Source organism: Butyrivibrio sp. MC2021, from assembly GCF_000621605.1.
GTDB lineage: Bacteria > Bacillota > Clostridia > Lachnospirales > Lachnospiraceae > Butyrivibrio.
This window is the reverse complement of sequence record NZ_JHXX01000016.1, coordinates 1-17290: the sequence shown is the minus strand read 5'-3', so window position 1 is coordinate 17290 and position 17290 is coordinate 1. Positions and strand designations below refer to the sequence as shown.

Genomic DNA, 17290 nt, shown 5'->3' with positions numbered 1-17290 from the left:
GATTTTTTAAATGAAACAGTTTACAGCTAACGAACTGCGTAAGGCATGGAAGCAGTTCTATATAGACAGAGGACATGTTGATTGTGGCGCTGTATCACTGGTATCCGACGGATCAACCGGTGTTATGTTCAACGTTGCAGGAATGCAGCCTCTTATGCCATACCTTCTTGGCAAGAAGCATCCCATGGGAACCAGACTTTGCAATGTTCAGGGATGTGTTCGTACCAATGATATCGATTCTGTCGGCGATAAGAGCCATGGCACTTTCTTTGAGATGATGGGAAGTTGGTCCCTTGGCGATTATTTCAAGAAGGAGAGATGTCAGTGGAGCTATGAGCTTCTTACACAGCTCTTTGGCTTTGACGCTGATCACCTCGCTGCTACTGTATTTGCAGGTGATGAGAATGCTCCAAGAGATGAGGAAGGCGCTAAATATCGTATCGAATCAGGCTTTAAGCCTGAGAACATATATTATCTTCCTGCCGAGGATAACTGGTGGGGACTTGAATACGGTCCCTGCGGTCCTGACAGTGAGATGTTCTATGTGAAGGATGTTCCGGATTGCGGCCCTGATTGCGGCCCCGGATGCCACTGCGGCAAGTATACCGAGATCGGTAACGACGTATTCATGCAGTATGAGAAGCACCATGACGGTCACCTCACACCTCTTTCACAGAAGAATGTAGATACAGGTTGGGGACTTGAGCGTATCCTTGCTTTCCTTAACGGCGTTGATGACGTTTACAAGATCGATCTTCATGCACCTGTTATAGCATTTATTGAGAAAGAGAGCGGAATCAAGTACGAGTCTGATGAAAAGACTACAAGATCCATGAGAATTCTTGCTGATCATACCCGTACATCTGTAATGCTTATCGGAGATGAGGCCAAGCTTCTTCCTTCCAATACAGGAGCAGGCTACATTCTCAGAAGACTTATCAGAAGAGCTGTAAGACACGCAAGAACTCTTGGACTTAACAAGAGCCAGATCCTTGGCGTAGCTCAGATCTACATTGATGAGTACAAAGACAGCTACGAGCACCTTGCTAAGAACGAGAAGTTCGTTCTTACAGAGCTTGAGAGAGAGATTACTCGTTTTGAGTCAACTCTTGAGAACGGTATGAAGGAGTTCAAGAAGATCCTTGATGCTACTTCAGCTGCCGGCAAGAAGCAGATCGAAGGTAAGGATGCATTCTTCCTTTATGATACATTCGGATTCCCTGTTGAGCTCACAGCTGAGCTTGCTGAGGAAGAGGGACTTACTGTTGATGAGGAAGGCTTCAAGGCTTCCATGGAAGAGCAGAAGCAGAAGGCCAGAGAGAATCAGAACTTCTCAGCTAATCTTACAACAGGCGCCGGAGTATTTGATGGCCTTGATGAGTCTGTTAAGACAGAGTTCCTCGGCTATGAGGCACTTTCCTGTGATGGTACTGTAGTTGCCATGGCCGGTGCAGAGGCTCTTGTTGATGAGCTTACTGAGGGTCAGCAGGGAACTGTCATTACCGACAAGACAACCTTCTATGGCACAATGGGTGGTCAGGTAGGTGATATCGGTGTGATTACCGGTTCAAACGGAGCGAAGTTCGAAGTTGCCGAGACAATTAAGGTTGCAGGCGGCAGAACAGCTCATGTTGGTAAGGTTGTAAGCGGAAGCTTCAAGACTTCAGACAAGGTTTCACTTAATGTAGATGTTGAGAACAGAGCAACTACCTGCCGTAACCATTCAGCAACCCACCTTCTTCAGAAGGCACTTCAGCTGGTTCTGGGTGATGGCGTAGAGCAGGCCGGTTCTTACCAGGATCCTGACAAGACAAGATTTGACTTCAGCTATCATCAGGCTATGACTGCAGATGAGATCCAGAAGGTTGAAGAAATCGTAAATGCCAAGATTTTAGAGGCACTTCCTGTAGTTACCAAGGAGATGTCTGTCGAAGAAGCTAAGAAGACCGGAGCTATGGCTCTGTTTGGCGAGAAGTATGGCGAGACCGTAAGAGTAGTTAACATGGGCGACTTCTCCATTGAGCTTTGCGGTGGTACACATGTAGCTAATACAAGCCATATCGGACTTTTCAAGATTGTTTCCGAGAGCGGTGTTGCAGCCGGTGTGCGTCGTATCGAGGCACTTACAGGCAACAATGCAAGAGCATATTACAAGAACGTAGAGGGAACCCTTTCAGAGGCTGCCAAGTCTCTGAAGACCAATCCTTCAGATATCGTTGAGCATATCAAGAAGCTCCAGGAAGAGCTTAAGGCACTCAGAAGCGAGAATGAATCACTTAAGAGCAAGGAAGCACAGGCAGCTCTCGGTGATGTTATGGATCAGGTTAAGGAGATCAAGGGCGTTAAGCTTCTTGCAACATCCGTTAAGGGCGTTGACATGAATGGTCTTCGTGATCTGGGCGACCAGCTCAAGACCAAGCTTGGTGAGGGCGTTGTAGTTCTTATTTCCGAAGCTGACGGCAAGGTTAATCTTGTAACCATGGCAACAGATGGTGCTATGGCCAAGGGAGTTCATGCAGGCAACCTTATCAAGGCTGTTGCTCCTCTTGTTGGAGGCGGCGGTGGCGGACGTCCTAACATGGCTCAGGCAGGCGGCAAGAACCCTGCAGGAATCGATAATGCTCTTGCAGAAGCAGAAAAAGTTCTCAATCAACAAATTAATGCTTGACGAGATATGTTTTTATGATATAATTATTGATGTTATGTGAGCTTAATGGCTCAGTTTAAGCATAATAAATAACCCAATCAGTCATGTACTTGAAGGGACTGAAGGGAGGGTAAGAGTAGAGATGTCAACTGTAGTAGTAAAAGAAAACGAGACTTTGGATAGCGCGCTGCGTCGTTTTAAGAGAAGCTGCGCAAAAGCTGGTATTCAGCAGGAAATCCGTAAGAGAGAGCACTACGAGAAGCCAAGCGTACGACGCAAGAAGAAGTCTGAGGCAGCAAGAAAGCGCAAATATAACTAATTTTAACTTGAAAAGAGTCTTTGGCTTATGCCAAAGACTCTTTTTTATGTTAAAATAAGATTTGTTACGTTTTCAAAAGGAACAGGAAATAATAATTTGCCTATGTGGATATATGTAGTTTTAGCCATTTTAATAATTGCTGCTTTATCTGCGGCGGTGATTTATCATGATACGCACAGCTTTGTTGTCAGAAATTATGAGATCAGCACTGACAAGATAGAGGGAGATTATACCTTTGTCCTTCTTTCGGATCTTCACGGCTATGTTTTTGGCAATAATAATGACAAGCTGTTGGAAGCCATCAGGGCAACCGATCCTGATGCAATCCTTTGTGCAGGCGATATGTTTACAGCTCACAGGATCAAGGGACGTATTCAGTATGAGGCCGGACTCAGCCTCTTGTCTCGCCTTGCTGCCGATTATCCTGTATATATGGGAAACGGCAATCATGAGCATAAGATCAAGGCGTTCAAAGGAGAGTTTGGCAACCTTTTTGACAGATACAGAAGCATGCTGAACAGGGCGGGAGTCAGAACACTTGAGAATGACAGCCTTGATATCGAAGATAAGAATATCAGGATCAGCGGACTGGACCTTGGCTATGAATACTTTCGCAAGGTTGTCAAAAAACAGATGGAACCCGGAACTATCAACAGACTTTTAGGCAGTTCCGATAAGAAAGCCTTTCAGGTTCTGATAGCGCATAATCCTATTTATTTTCCGGAATACAGCGATTGGGGAGCTGATCTTACTGTTTCCGGGCATGTTCACGGCGGAATCATCAGACTTCCTTTGGTGGGAGGCGTGATTTCTCCGGCCATAGCTCTTTTCCCAAAGTATGACGGAGGGAAGTTCGAAAGAAACGGGAAATATATGATACTGAGCAGAGGACTTGGAACTCACAGCATTCATGTGAGGATGTTCAATCCCGGCGAGGTATGTGTGATTAAGATTTGTGGGAGATAATAATGTCACTGGAAGTTAAACTTCAGGTATTTGAAGGCCCCTTGGACCTTCTTTTGCACCTGATCGATAAAAACCAAATAGATATCTATGACATTCCGATTTTTACCATAACTGAACAGTATATGCAGTACATAGGTGCCATGAAGAAGGAAGACATGGAAGTTACCAGTGAGTTCCTTGTTATGGCGGCTACTTTGATAGATATCAAATGCAAGATGCTCCTTCCCAAGGAGGTCAACGAGGAAGGCGAGGAAGAGGATCCCAGAGCTGAGCTCGTTGAGAAGCTTCTTGAGTATAAGATGTATAAATATATGGCATACGAGCTTAAGGACAGGCAGATGGATGCCGGACTTTCCTGGTACAGAAGCAAAAATATTCCCAAGGAAGTCAAGGAGTACGAGCCTCCTGTTGATCTGACGGATCTTATAGGGAATGCTACTTTATCCAAGCTCAATGCGATTTTTCAGGATCTTCTTAAGAGACAGGAAGACAAGGTGGATCCCATCCGAAGCAAGTTTGGCAACATTGAGAAGGAAGAAGTGGACATGGATGCCAAGTATCTCTATGTAAAGGCATATATCCGCGAACACTCAAGGTTTAGTTTCAGACAACTATTGGAGAAGCAGCACAGTAAGAACGAGATCATCGTTACGTTCCTTGTGATGCTGGAGGAGATCAAGCTGGGCGAGATCGAGATCGAGCAGGAGACTACCTTCGGAGATATAATCATAACATCAAGAAAGGCAAGCTGAGAAAATGACGATAGAAGAGGGAGCAGCTGTAGTAGAAGCTATTCTTTTTACAATGGGAGATTCTGTTGAGCTTAGTGCTTTGGCCAAGGCTATAGAGACAGATGTCAGAGAGGTCAAAAAATACGTAGGATACCTCAAGGAGAAATACACAAAGGCAGATAGCGGAATAGGGCTTATCGAGCTTGAAAAGGCAGTGCAGCTCTGCACCAAAAAAGAGATGTACGAATATCTTGTAAAGATAGCCAAGGCGCCCAAAAAGGCCGTTCTTACCGATTCCCTTATGGAAACTCTTTCGATAATAGCCTACAAACAGCCCATAACAAGGCTGGAAGTTGAAAAAATCAGAGGTGTCAATTCCGATCACGCAGTCAACAGACTTGTGGAATTTGGACTGGTTCAGGAATTGGGAAGGCTTGATGCCCCCGGAAGACCATTACTTTTCGGCACAACAGAAGAATTTTTGAGAAGCTTTGGAGTTAAGTCTCTGGAGGAGCTTCCTTCCATAGGAACCGTACAGGTAGAGGAGTTCAAGGCACAGGCCGAAGAAGAAGTTAACTTAAAATTGGATATTTAATATACAAATACCAAAAAATATATGAGAATGCTGATTTTTTTCTGCATTCTCACTTTTTTTTGCCCACAATTATGGTATACTATATTCTGACTTATGTTGCGGATTTTGCGACTTTTCTTGATATTCATAATCTTGCAGATGTCCGACAACTTGGGAAATGTTTTCATTTCCGAGTCTTGGCTCTCATTATATTACAAATTTTTTCACGGAGGTTAAACAAATGAGTAGTTCTTCACAAGCGAGTCAAAGAATAAATGCTTTGCTCGATGAAAACAGTTTCGTTGAAATCGGCGGCCTTGTGACAGCAAGAAGCACAGATTTCAATCTGAAACAGGAAGAAACACCATCTGACGGCGTTGTTACCGGTTATGGTGTTATTGACGGTAATCTGGTATACGTTTACAGCCAGGATTCGTCAGTTCTTGGCGGATCTATCGGTGAGATGCATGCTAAGAAAATCGTTCGCCTGTACGAACTGGCTATCAAGACTGGCTCTCCTGTAATCGGACTTATCGATTCAGCGGGACTTCGTCTTCAGGAGGGAGCTGATGCACTTAATGCATTCGGCGAAATCTATCTTAAGCAGGTGGAGGCTTCCGGCGTAGTTCCTCAGATCACAGCTGTATTTGGGAACTGTGGTGGTGGACTTGCACTGATTCCTTCAATCACTGACTTCACATTTATGGAATCTGATAAGGCAAGACTCTTTGTTAATTCCCCTAATGTCCTTGAGGGCAATTATAAAGAAAAATGTGATACTTCTGCTGCTAAGTGGCAGTCTGCAGAGACAGGCAATGTTGATGTAGTTGCTGACGAGGCTGCAATCTATGCTCAGATCAGAGAGCTCGTAGCACTTCTTCCTTCTAACAATGAGGATGGAGATTCTTACGAGGAGTGCTCTGACGATCTTAACAGAGCATGTGAGAATCTTGACGGATGCGCTGCAGATCCTGCACTTGTTGCTTCTCAGATTTCTGACAACGGCGTATTCTTCGAGACTAAGAGAGAGTATGCTAAAGAGATGGTTACCGGCTTTATCAAGCTCAACGGCGCTACAGTAGGCCTTGTTGGTAACCGCACAGCACTTTTTGACGAGAACGGCAAAGAGGCTGAGAAGTTCGCAGATAAGCTTACAGGACATGGCTGTGAGAAGGCTGCAGAGTTTGTTAACTTCTGCGATGCTTTTGATATCCCTGTTCTTACACTTAACAATGCTACAGGCTTCGGTTCATCAAGATGTGATGAGAAGCATGTTGCCAAGGCTGCAGGAAGACTTGTTTATGCTCTTGCAAATGCAACTGTTCCCAAGGTTAACCTTATCACAGGCAAGGCCTTCGGTTCAGCTTATGTGATCATGAACTCCAAGGCACTTGGTGCTGACGTTACAATCAGCTGGCCTGATGCTCAGATCGGTACTATGGATGCCAAGCTTGCTGCCAAGATCATCGCAGACGGTAAGGATGCAGAGACCGTTTCCAAGACTGCTGCTGAGTACGCTGCACTTCAGAATAATGTTAAGAGTGCTGCTGCAAGAGGCTATGTTGATGAGATCATTGAGCCTGCAGACACAAGAAAGTATGTTATCGGAGCATTTGAAATGCTTTTTACAAAAAGAGATGAGCGTCCTGCCAAGAAACATGGCACAGTATAAATGAAGGGAGCACTCAGAATGAAACGTAAACTTTTAGTTTTGGGCGTGATGATTAGCTGCCTTCTCGGTCTTACTGCCTGCGGTCAGGAGGTTAAGTACAATTCTGTTGAAGGAAGCAGATATCAGGCCGATATCTTTAATGTCGAGAATATCAGATCCTATGCTTCAAACATTGAGGATCGCTGCTTCGAGAGCTGGTATTTACAGGGCATCACTCCTGCTAATTTTGAGGAGAGTCTGTACTTTGAACTTGGTCCCAACTATGGTGATGAATACTATGACGTAATGTTCAAGGGATATGACAGCTGGTGCAAGGCCGTTGAGGACCTGGGATACAACAGTCTTGAGACACTTAGGGATGACATCAGCGTTACAGATACACAGTTCTATATTAACAGTGACGGAGTTTTGGTTGCTCAGAATGAGATCACCGGAACCAAGCACACAGCTAATATGGAGATCTATCTGACAAACTCAGGTCAGCCTACCGATCTTGGTGTTACGGTTAATAAGTCTACCGCAGAGAAATTAGGAAATGCCGGACTTAATACACTTTTGGGAATGGGAATGGCTTTCGCCATCCTGATCATCATTTCACTTATTATTTCACTCTTCCCGCTTCTTATCGGTGGCGGCAAAAAGAAGAAGGAAAGCGATAAGGAAATCACCCAGAAGTCAATGGATAATGTAACCAGCCAGATTGCTGAACAGGAAGAGCTTACTTCCGATGCTGAGCTGGTAGCTGTTATCGCAGCTGCAATCGCTGCTTATGAAGGAAGCGGCGGAACTGATGGCTTCGTAGTACGTTCCATCAGAAAGAGAAATACAAAGTGGAAAAATAATTGATTAAGGCTTGCTAAGGCATGCTTCTAATTTTGAAAGGAGACACAATGAAGAACTATACAATAACCGTTAACGGAAACGTATATGATGTAACAGTAGAAGAAGGACAGGGCACAGGCGCAGCTCCCGCAAGAGCAGCAGCTCCTGCAGTTAAGGCTCCCGCAGCACCTGCTAAGAAGGCAAGTGCAGGCGCAGGCAGCATCAAGGTTGAGGCAGGTGCAGCAGGTAAGGTCCTTAAGATCAATGCTAATGTTGGTCAGTCAGTTAAGAAGGGCGACACAGTTGTAACTATCGAGTCCATGAAGATGGAGATCCCTATGGTAGCTCCCGCAGACGGAACTGTAGCAAGCATCGATGTAGCAGCAGGTGATGCTGTTGAGGCAGGAACAGTTCTTGCAACTCTTAACTAATATTTGTCAGAGAACTATTCACAATTATCAAATTAAGAAATGAGGATAGAAAATGGATTACATAGTTAATACATTATCAAATCTCTGGCAGCAAACAGCATTTACCACCATGACCTGGGAGAATTACGTAATGGTCGCTGTGGCGCTGGTTTTCTTATATCTTGCTATTGCTAAGGGATTTGAGCCTTTACTTTTGGTACCGATCTCATTCGGTATGCTTCTTGTAAATATTTATCCCGAGATTATGGCTAAGCCGGTTGGAGATTCTGCAGGTGGACTGCTTCATTATTTCTACATTCTCGATGAATGGGCAATCCTTCCTTCACTTATCTTCCTTGGCGTTGGAGCTATGACAGACTTTGGTCCCCTTATTGCCAACCCTATCAGCTTCCTTATGGGTGCTGGTGCTCAGTTCGGTATTTTCTCTGCTTACTTTATGGCTATTTTCTTTGGCTTTAATGATCAGCAGGCTGCCGCTGTATCAATCATTGGTGGTGCGGATGGACCTACATCTATCTTCCTTGCAAGTAAGCTCCATCAGACATCAATCCTTGGACCTATCGCGGTTGCGGCTTATTCATACATGGCGCTGGTTCCTATGATTCAGCCACCTATCATGAAGGCTTTGACAACCCAGAAGGAGAGAACCATCAGAATGCAGCAGCTTAGAGAAGTATCCAAGCTGGAGAAGATTCTCTTCCCTGTAATCGTTACTATAGTTGTCAGCATGATCCTTCCTACAACAGCTCCTCTTATCGGTATGCTGATGCTTGGAAATCTGTTCAGAGAGTCAGGAGTTGTTCGTCAGCTTCAGGAGACAGCTTCAAACGCACTTATGTACATCGTAGTTATCCTTCTTGGTACATCAGTTGGTGCTACAACAAGTGCTGAGGCTTTCCTTAACAAGACAACACTTATCATCGTTGTACTCGGACTTATAGCTTTTGCTTTCGGTACTGCAGCAGGATGTCTGCTTGGAAAGCTCTTGTGCCTTATCACAGGAGGCAAGATCAATCCTCTTATCGGATCCGCAGGCGTATCTGCCGTTCCTATGGCTGCCAGAGTTTCACAGAAGGTTGGTTCAGAATATGATCCTTCCAACTTCCTTCTTATGCATGCTATGGGACCTAACGTTGCCGGAGTTATCGGTACCGCAGTTGTTGCCGGTACATTCATGGCAGTCTTCGGCGTATAAATACTTTTTATGAAAGGAAATTAAAGAAATGGCAGATTTAGTGAAAAAACCTGTTCGTATCAATGAGACAGTCCTTCGTGATGCGCATCAGTCCCTGATCGCAACAAGAATGCCTACAGAGGTTATGCTTCCTATCATTGATACAATGGATAAAGTTGGATACAATGCAGTAGAGTGCTGGGGCGGAGCTACATTCGATGCCTGCATGAGATTTCTTAAGGAAGATCCATGGGTAAGACTTCGTCAGCTCAGAGACGGCTTTAAGAACACCAAGCTTCAGATGCTCCTTCGTGGTCAGAATATTCTTGGATACAAGCACTATCCTGATGACGTAGTAGAGTACTTTGTTCAGAAGTCTATTGCTAACGGTATCGATAATATCAGAATTTTCGACTGTCTTAACGACCTTAGAAACCTTGAGGCATCTGTTAAGGCTTGTAAGAAAGAGGGCGGACATGCTCAGATCGCCCTTGCATACACACTTGGAGATGCTTATACAGAAGAGTATTGGATGAGCATTGCTAAGGATATTGAGAACATGGGTGCAGATTCTATCTGTATCAAGGATATGGCAGGTCTTCTTCTTCCTTATGAGGCAGAAAAGCTTGTTAAGGCTCTTAAGAGTGCTACAAAGCTTCCTATCGACCTTCATACACACTACACATCAGGTGTTGCCAGCATGACATACATGAAGGCTGCTGAAGCCGGCGTTGATATCATCGACTGCGCAATTTCACCTTTCGCTCTCGGTACATCACAGCCTGCTACAGAGGTTATGGTAGAGGCATTCAAGGGCCAGCCTTTCGAGACCGGTCTTGATCAGAAGCTTCTTGCTAAGATTGCAGATCACTTCAGACCTTACAGAGAGGAGTGTCTTGCAAGCGGACTTATGGATGCCAAGGTTCTTGGTGTTAATATCAAGACTCTTATGTATCAGGTTCCCGGCGGAATGCTTTCCAACATGGTTAGCCAGCTTAAAGAGCAGAATGCAAGCGACAAGTACGATACCGTGCTTGAAGAGATCCCTCGGGTTCGTAAGGACTTCGGTGAGCCACCGCTTGTAACTCCTTCATCACAGATCGTTGGTACACAGGCTGTTATGAACGTTCTTATGGGTGAGAGATATAAGGTTGCTACTGACCAGACCAAGGACCTCCTTGCCGGTGAGTATGGTAAGACAATTAAGCCTTTCAATCCTGAAGTTCAGAAGAAGATCATCGGTGACAGAGAGGTTATTACCTGCAGACCTGCAGATAAGCTTGAGCCAGGACTTAAAAAGTTCGAGAAGGAAGTTGCTCAGTGGAAGCAGCAGGATGAGGACGTTCTTTCCTACGCACTGTTCCCTCAGGTTGCTACAGACTTCTTCAAATATCGTATGGCTCAGCAGGATAAGGTTGACGTAACTGCTGCAGATACCAAGAATAACGCTTACCCTGTTTGATAAGTGTGATACTTGTATAAATTAAATAAAAAGATGATATTTTGTATGTTTTATCAACAAAATATCATCTTTTTTTTATAATTGTGTACACTATATGTGATAAAATTAATCTATGGATGAGTATAGAAGGCATAAACAGATAAGAAAACATGTAGAGATAGGCGAGCGTCAGGTCCGGGAGCTTAGAAAAGGCGATTTAAACCGACAGATGCTGGCCTTAGATGTATGTAACGGATTCAGAATCAGACCCGGAATGTATAACATTTACGGGGCAACTATGCTTACTGACGGCGTTAATTTCACTATTAATTCCAATGGTGCGACTTCCATAACGCTGCTTTTATATAACAGAGGAGAGAGTAAACCCTTTGCAACATTGCCCTTCCCTCAGAGCTACAGAATCGGAAAAGTATACTCAATGATCGTTTTCGGTCTGGATATAGAGAATCTTGAGTATTGCTACAGTGTTGACGGTCCCTGGGAACCTGAAAACGGTCTTTTGTTTGACAAGAGCCATGTGCTTCTTGATCCTTACGCAAAAGCTGTTTCCGGCCAGAGAATCTGGGGACAGAGACCCAACAAGGATGGTGCCTATAGGGCTAGAGTTGTGCGAAACAACTTTGAATGGAACGATACAAACAGCCTGAATGTTCCAATGTGCGACTCGGTTATCTATGAAATGCACGTCAGGGGCTTCACCATGGATGAATCCTCCAATGTCAGATGCAGAGGAACCTTCGAAGGCATCAAGGAAAAGGTGGACTACTTAAAAAGACTTGGCGTAACTGCTGTAGAGCTGATGCCTATCTTTGAATTTGATGAAACAAGAGATAAGAGAGAAGTAAACGGCAGAACCCTGCTGGATTACTGGGGATATAATACCATTAGCTTTTTTGCCCCCAATACAAGCTATGCCTCACAGACTGAGTATAACAAGGAAGGCGTAGAGCTAAAACATATGATCAAGACCCTTAAGGATAACGGAATTGAGGTTATCCTTGATGTCGTGTTCAATCATACTGCGGAAGGAAATGAAAACGGCCCATTTATATCCTTTAAGGGCTTTGACAATAATATTTATTACCTCCTTACACCCTACGGCCAATACTATAATTTCAGCGGCTGCGGCAATACTATGAACTGTAATCATCCCATAGTTCAGGAATTCATTGTGGAATGTCTGAGATACTGGGTTGAAGAATACAGAGTCGATGGATTCAGATTTGATCTTGCAAGTATTCTGGGAAGAGATCAGGACGGTTCACCAATGGAAAGACCGCCTCTTATCCAGCGTCTTGCCTATGATCCTATTCTTGGAAACGTCAAGCTCATAGCCGAAGCCTGGGATGCCGGTGGTATGTATCAGGTTGGTAATTTCCCTGCCTGGAAAAGATGGGCAGAATGGAACGGAAAATATAGGGATGACATAAGGTCTTACCTTAAAGGTGATATCTGGTCAGCTCCCGATGCGGTAAGAAGAATAACCGGCTCATTGGATCTCTATGGCGGGTCCTATCTTGGATATGAGTCTTCAATAAACTTTATTACCTGTCATGACGGTTTCACTCTTCATGATCTTTATTCCTACAATGGAAAACACAATGAAGACAATGGCTGGAACAATACCGACGGAGCCAATGACAACAGAAGCTGGAACTGCGGTGTTGAAGGTGAGACCGATGATCCTGCTATAAATGACCTCAGATTCAGAATGATGCGTAATGCCATTACGGTTTTGATGTGCAGCAGAGGAACTCCCATGATCTATGCGGGAGATGAATTCGGCAATACCCAGTTTGGCAATAACAACGCCTATTGCCAGGATAATCAGATATCATGGCTTGACTGGAAGCTTCTTGACAAGAATAAGGAGTTCTTTGACTTCTACAGAAACATGATCCAGTTCAGGAGAAAGCATCCTTCCATCAGAAAGGATCTTAAACCTGCTGAATGCGGATTTCCTCATATCTCTGTTCATACCGAAAATCCTGATAATGGCAATATTACCGGGGATTCCAAGGTAATATGCGTCAGGTTTGCCGGATATATCAGAAAAAAGGGACATGACGATATTGTTTATCTTGCTATTAATGCATTCTGGGAAGATGTGCAGATCATGCTTCCGAATCCTCCTGAAGGAGCATACTGGTCATTGTGTGTTGATACAGGAGATGAGACAGGCAAGTATTTTTACAACAGACCTAAGCCGCTTACCTGGAGAAATAAGACCATGAAGGCCAGAAGCGTCAGCGTATTCATTGCATCATACGGAGCAGAATATGGCAACTGATGATAAATCAAAGGGTGATAATTTAATAGTCGGCGGATATGAGTTCATGACTGAGATTGACGCCCAGAAAGGAGCTATGGATCAGAATAAGATAAAGCTCCTTAATACTCGTGCCAAGGCTACAAAGCCTCAGGATATCAAAGCGGTCTATGAAAAGGCTATAGAAAACAAGATATTTAAAACTCCTATTGGTTGGGGATATCTTATGGATCTTCGGATCAAGCTACTGGCAAACGGCTATTCGGAAGAGGACCTGATTCCTATTCCCCTGGGAGTATCTGTAACAAGACATTCAGCTATAGAAAACTTAAGTGTCAGGCAGAGAATAAAGCCGGCAAAGCAAAAATCCAGTCCTGAGTTTAAGCGGATTTTTCCGATAGTATTAAGCATTGTTATGACGATTCTAGTCATAGTGATGTTTTTGATTACAGCTTTCAGCGAAAGTGATAATATTATTAATTACAGGCGTAATATTACTAATCGCTATGCCTCATGGGAGCAGGACCTTACCGATAGGGAAAAGAAGGTAAGGGAAGCGGAAAAAAGACTTGGCATCGAAGATACTTCAAGTTATTATGAGGATACAGAAAGCAACTAGGCTAGGAGGAATTACTTAATGGATGATCTGAAGATTCTTGTAGTTGATGACGAGAGCAGGATGCGCAAACTCGTTAAAGACTTTTTGGTAAAGGACGGATATCTTGTTTTAGAGGCAGAGGACGGACAACAGGCTCTTGATCTCTTTTATGATGACAAGGATATTTCGCTCATAATTCTGGATGTTATGATGCCCAGAAGAGACGGATGGGAAGTGTGCAGAGAAATCCGTTCCAACTCCAAGGTTCCGATCATCATGCTTACAGCCAAGTCGGAAGAGAGAGATGAGCTTTTAGGCTTTGAACTCGGAGTTGATGAATATATTTCCAAGCCATTCAGCCCCAAGATCCTGGCAGCGAGAGTTTCCGCGATACTCAGAAGAACCAACCAGGCTATCAATAATCAGGTCATGGAAGTGGGCGGAATCGTGGTAAATAAAGTTGCTCACAGCGTAGAAGTTGACGGCAAGGAAATAGAGCTTAGCTATAAAGAATTTGAACTTTTATCATTCTTCTTTGAAAACAAGGGAGTTGCTCTTTCACGTGAGAAAATTCTGAATAATGTCTGGAATTATGATTATTTCGGCGATGCCAGAACTATAGATACTCATGTTAAAAAGCTTCGTGGCAAGCTTGGATCCAAGGGAGACATGATAAAGACAATTTGGGGAATGGGGTATAAGTTTGAAGAAATCGACAAGTAATCCGGCCTCGGATAAGACCCGTTCGATACGCTTCGAAATGAGTATGGCATTCCTACTCACAATGATAGGAACCTTTGCACTTTGCCTTGTTATTAACCTTCTCTTTATGGAACAGTTTTATGTTCAGAATAAAAGAGAAGCGATCATCGAGGCGTACAGGAGTATATCCACTGCTATTAGAAACGGCGATATTACATCCGATGAGTTCGATATAGAAATTACACGAATCTGTGAGCGATACAATATTGAAATGATCGTTCTTGATGCAGATTCCAAGACTGTCAAGGCTTCTGCAAGTAATGCGGAAATGCTCACCAAGATTCTTTGGGAAAATATGATCAATCCCACCGGCGGTGATTATTTTATAGAGAATAAGACCGTTTTGGATATGGGGGACGACTATACACTTCAGCTTGATGAGGACAGAACTACCGGAAGACAATATCTCGAAATGTGGGGTGTTGTTGGAAGCGGCAACCTTGTTCTGGTCAGATCCACCATGGAGAGTATCAAGGATAATGTTATGATTTCCAATACTTTCATGGCATATGTTGGAATTATGGCAGTTGTTACCGGTTCTGTTTTGATCCTTTATATTTCAAAGAAGTTTACAGATCCCATCAAGAGACTTTATCTCATTTCCGATGAGATGAAAAAGCTCAATTTTGAAGCGAAGTACGTTGATGACGGTACTTCTCACAATGAGATTGACGTCCTCGGAGAAAATATGAATGAGCTCTCCGAGACACTGGAATCAACCATTAAAGAGCTTAAGAATGCCAACGTGGCCCTTAAACGCGATATCGCGCGAAAAGAAGAGGTTGATGAGATGCGAAAGGAGTTTTTGGCCAATGTTTCTCATGAGCTGAAAACACCCATAGCACTTATTCAGGGCTACGCGGAAGGTCTTAAGGAAGGCATCAATGATGATGAGGAGAGCAGAAACTTTTACTGCGAAGTCATCATGGATGAAGCCTCCAAGATGAATATCATGGTTAAAAAGCTCCTTACGCTGAATCAGCTTGAGTTCGGCAATGAAAAAGCCAACATGGAGCGTTTTGACATTGTGGATATGGTCAGTAACTATCTTAAGTCAGCGGAGCTTTTGGCACAGAAAAAGGATGTTACTGTAAAATTTGACGACTACAGCCCAATTTTTGTATGGGGTGATGAATTCAAGATCGAAGAAGTTCTTCAGAATTATTACAGCAATGCCCTCAATCATATAGACGGAGAGAGGATAATAGAGGTCAAGCTGCAGAAAAAAGAAAATACTGTCAGAGTATCTGTATTTAATACAGGTAAACCGATACCGGAGGAAAGCATCGGACATATCTGGGATAAGTTCTACAAGGTTGATAAGGCCAGAACCAGAGAGTACGGAGGCAGCGGTGTCGGACTTTCGATTGTCAGGGCAATTATGGAAGGCATGCATCAGGATTACGGCGTTATCAATTATGACAACGGAGTTGAGTTTTATTTTGAACTGGAGACTAAATGAGACTTAAGAGGTAGTTTATGAGGGTTAGAAAGTACTATGGGCTTTTGGCTGTCATAGGTTGCATCCTGGTTTTGTCAGGTTGTGGTGAGCAGTTTCCGGAACTCACACAGGAAGAGTATGATCAGACTGTGGAGTACGCCGTGGGACTTCTTATGAAGTACTCAAATAACGGCCAGGAGAGGCTTGTTTACGTTGATGCCAAGGAAGAACAAAAAAGCAGAGAACGTCAGGCCAGAAAAGATGCCAAGGAGGCTGCGAAAGAACAGGAGAGCACTACACAGACTACACCCCAGCAGCCGGCTCCGCAGCCTGTTGCAGAGCCTACAGCAGATAATCCTTCCGGAGATACCCAGGAACAGACCATGACAGGAGAGGATCTGGCATCAAGGGGCGACTCCGGTTCTGAAAATATTCCTGATACAGGAAGTGCTGAAGCAGAAGCTAATCCTCAGGCTATAACCATCAGCGCTGATGATTCCCAGGAGATAGCCCAGGATCTTTTCCTTTCATATGAGGGCTACTCGGTTTCAAGTACATTTCCCGAGAGCTCAAAGAGCTATGTTGTAAACGCTGACAAGGGAAAGAAACTTCTGGTACTTAGATTTGACCTGTACAATGGATCAGATTCCAGCAAAGATGTGAATATGATAAAGTATAACCTTTTATTCCAGGTATTACTGAATGATAAGAATATAGGTTATACTTCAGTGACATTCCTTCCCAATGACCTTTCATCCTTTATAGGGACAATAGAATCCAGAGCCCATGAGAGCCTGGTAGTTCTTACACAGATAGATGCCAGCGAAGCGACCCATATTGAAACCCTTGGACTTATCGTTGGAGAAGGCGGTAATGAACAGGTTGTTTACCTGAAATAAGAAAAAACAGCTCAAACTGAGCATGGTGAAAAGGCCTGCAATGCAGGTCTTTTCTGGTGTTTAAGGGAAATTATAAAAAAAGTAAAAAAAGTTGAAAAAAGTTGTTGACATTATATATACCCAGTGATATATTTATATACGTTGCTGCTGCGGTTACAAAGCACCGCAAATGCAGTAATGGAGCGGATTCTAGGCTCCATGAACCTTGACAAATAAACAGTAATGCAACCCTGAAAAATTCCAAGAGAATTATTCAGAATTAACAAACCAAAAGTAATAACGGACAGAACATTAAAGCCAAGCTTTTAGTTCTGGCCGGATTGAACAAAACATTTAAACGTGAGAGTTCGATCCTGGCTCAGGATGAACGCTGGCGGCGTGCCTAACACATGCAAGTCGAACGGACTTAAGACGCTGATGAGGCTTCGGCGGATTCTTGTTTTAAGTTAGTGGCGGACGGGTGAGTAACGCGTGGGCAACCTGCCTCATACTGGGGGATAGCAGTTGGAAACGACTGATAATA

15 protein-coding genes and 1 rRNA gene are annotated in these 17290 nt (G+C 43.8%); all 16 read left to right on the top strand.

The features are described 5' to 3' along the window. Positions 1-10: 10 nt before the first annotated feature. The gene (gene alaS / locus T359_RS0115485; RefSeq protein ID WP_026518255.1) at positions 11-2668 is read left to right on the top strand and encodes an alanine--tRNA ligase; all 2658 of its coding nucleotides are present in this window, start codon (positions 11-13) and stop codon (positions 2666-2668) included. Positions 2669-2789: 121 nt separating this feature from the next. Continuing rightward, positions 2790-2966, top strand: coding sequence for a 30S ribosomal protein S21 (gene rpsU, locus T359_RS0115480; protein ID WP_013280615.1), 177 nt, complete (start codon positions 2790-2792; stop codon positions 2964-2966). A gap of 102 nt (positions 2967-3068) precedes the next feature. Beyond that, positions 3069-3932: a metallophosphoesterase gene (locus T359_RS0115475; RefSeq protein WP_035784712.1), complete on the top strand. Its 864-nt coding sequence runs from the start codon at positions 3069-3071 to the stop codon at positions 3930-3932. Between the two features lie 2 nt (positions 3933-3934). Beyond that, the gene (locus T359_RS0115470; protein WP_026518253.1) at positions 3935-4684 is read left to right on the top strand and encodes a segregation and condensation protein A; all 750 of its coding nucleotides are present in this window, start codon (positions 3935-3937) and stop codon (positions 4682-4684) included. Positions 4685-4688: 4 nt separating this feature from the next. Continuing rightward, on the top strand, positions 4689-5258 hold the full coding sequence (scpB, locus tag T359_RS0115465) for an SMC-Scp complex subunit ScpB (protein WP_026518252.1): 570 nt from the start codon (positions 4689-4691) through the stop codon (positions 5256-5258). Positions 5259-5478: 220 nt separating this feature from the next. Continuing rightward, on the top strand, positions 5479-6909 hold the full coding sequence (locus T359_RS0115455) for an acyl-CoA carboxylase subunit beta (RefSeq protein ID WP_026518251.1): 1431 nt from the start codon (positions 5479-5481) through the stop codon (positions 6907-6909). Positions 6910-6927: 18 nt separating this feature from the next. Further along, positions 6928-7755, top strand: coding sequence for an OadG family transporter subunit (locus tag T359_RS21825; protein WP_197027109.1), 828 nt, complete (start codon positions 6928-6930; stop codon positions 7753-7755). A 44-nt stretch (positions 7756-7799) separates the two neighbouring features. After that, positions 7800-8162, top strand: a complete 363-nt coding sequence (locus T359_RS0115445) for a biotin/lipoyl-containing protein (protein WP_026518250.1) — start codon at positions 7800-7802, stop codon at positions 8160-8162. Positions 8163-8214: 52 nt separating this feature from the next. After that, complete coding sequence (locus T359_RS0115440) at positions 8215-9357, top strand: sodium ion-translocating decarboxylase subunit beta (protein ID WP_026518249.1); 1143 nt, start codon at positions 8215-8217, stop codon at positions 9355-9357. A 28-nt stretch (positions 9358-9385) separates the two neighbouring features. Continuing rightward, entirely contained in the window at positions 9386-10798 is a 1413-nt protein-coding gene (locus T359_RS0115435) for an oxaloacetate decarboxylase subunit alpha (RefSeq protein WP_026518248.1), read from the top strand. A gap of 112 nt (positions 10799-10910) precedes the next feature. Then, entirely contained in the window at positions 10911-13088 is a 2178-nt protein-coding gene (gene glgX / locus T359_RS0115430; RefSeq protein WP_026518247.1) for a glycogen debranching protein GlgX, read from the top strand. After that, positions 13078-13686: a hypothetical protein gene (locus tag T359_RS0115425; RefSeq protein ID WP_026518246.1), complete on the top strand. Its 609-nt coding sequence runs from the start codon at positions 13078-13080 to the stop codon at positions 13684-13686. Before glgX ends, T359_RS0115425 begins: the two co-directional genes overlap by 11 nt. An 18-nt stretch (positions 13687-13704) precedes the next feature. Then, positions 13705-14388, top strand: coding sequence for a response regulator transcription factor (locus tag T359_RS0115420; protein ID WP_026518245.1), 684 nt, complete (start codon positions 13705-13707; stop codon positions 14386-14388). Beyond that, positions 14369-15889: a sensor histidine kinase gene (locus tag T359_RS0115415; protein WP_242839109.1), complete on the top strand. Its 1521-nt coding sequence runs from the start codon at positions 14369-14371 to the stop codon at positions 15887-15889. The genes T359_RS0115420 and T359_RS0115415 overlap by 20 nt, the downstream gene beginning before the upstream one ends. 17 nt (positions 15890-15906) lie before the next feature. Then, on the top strand, positions 15907-16767 hold the full coding sequence (locus T359_RS0115410; RefSeq protein ID WP_026518243.1) for a hypothetical protein: 861 nt from the start codon (positions 15907-15909) through the stop codon (positions 16765-16767). A 335-nt stretch (positions 16768-17102) separates the two neighbouring features. After that, positions 17103-17290, top strand: a 16S ribosomal RNA gene (locus tag T359_RS0115405); the annotation flags it as partial.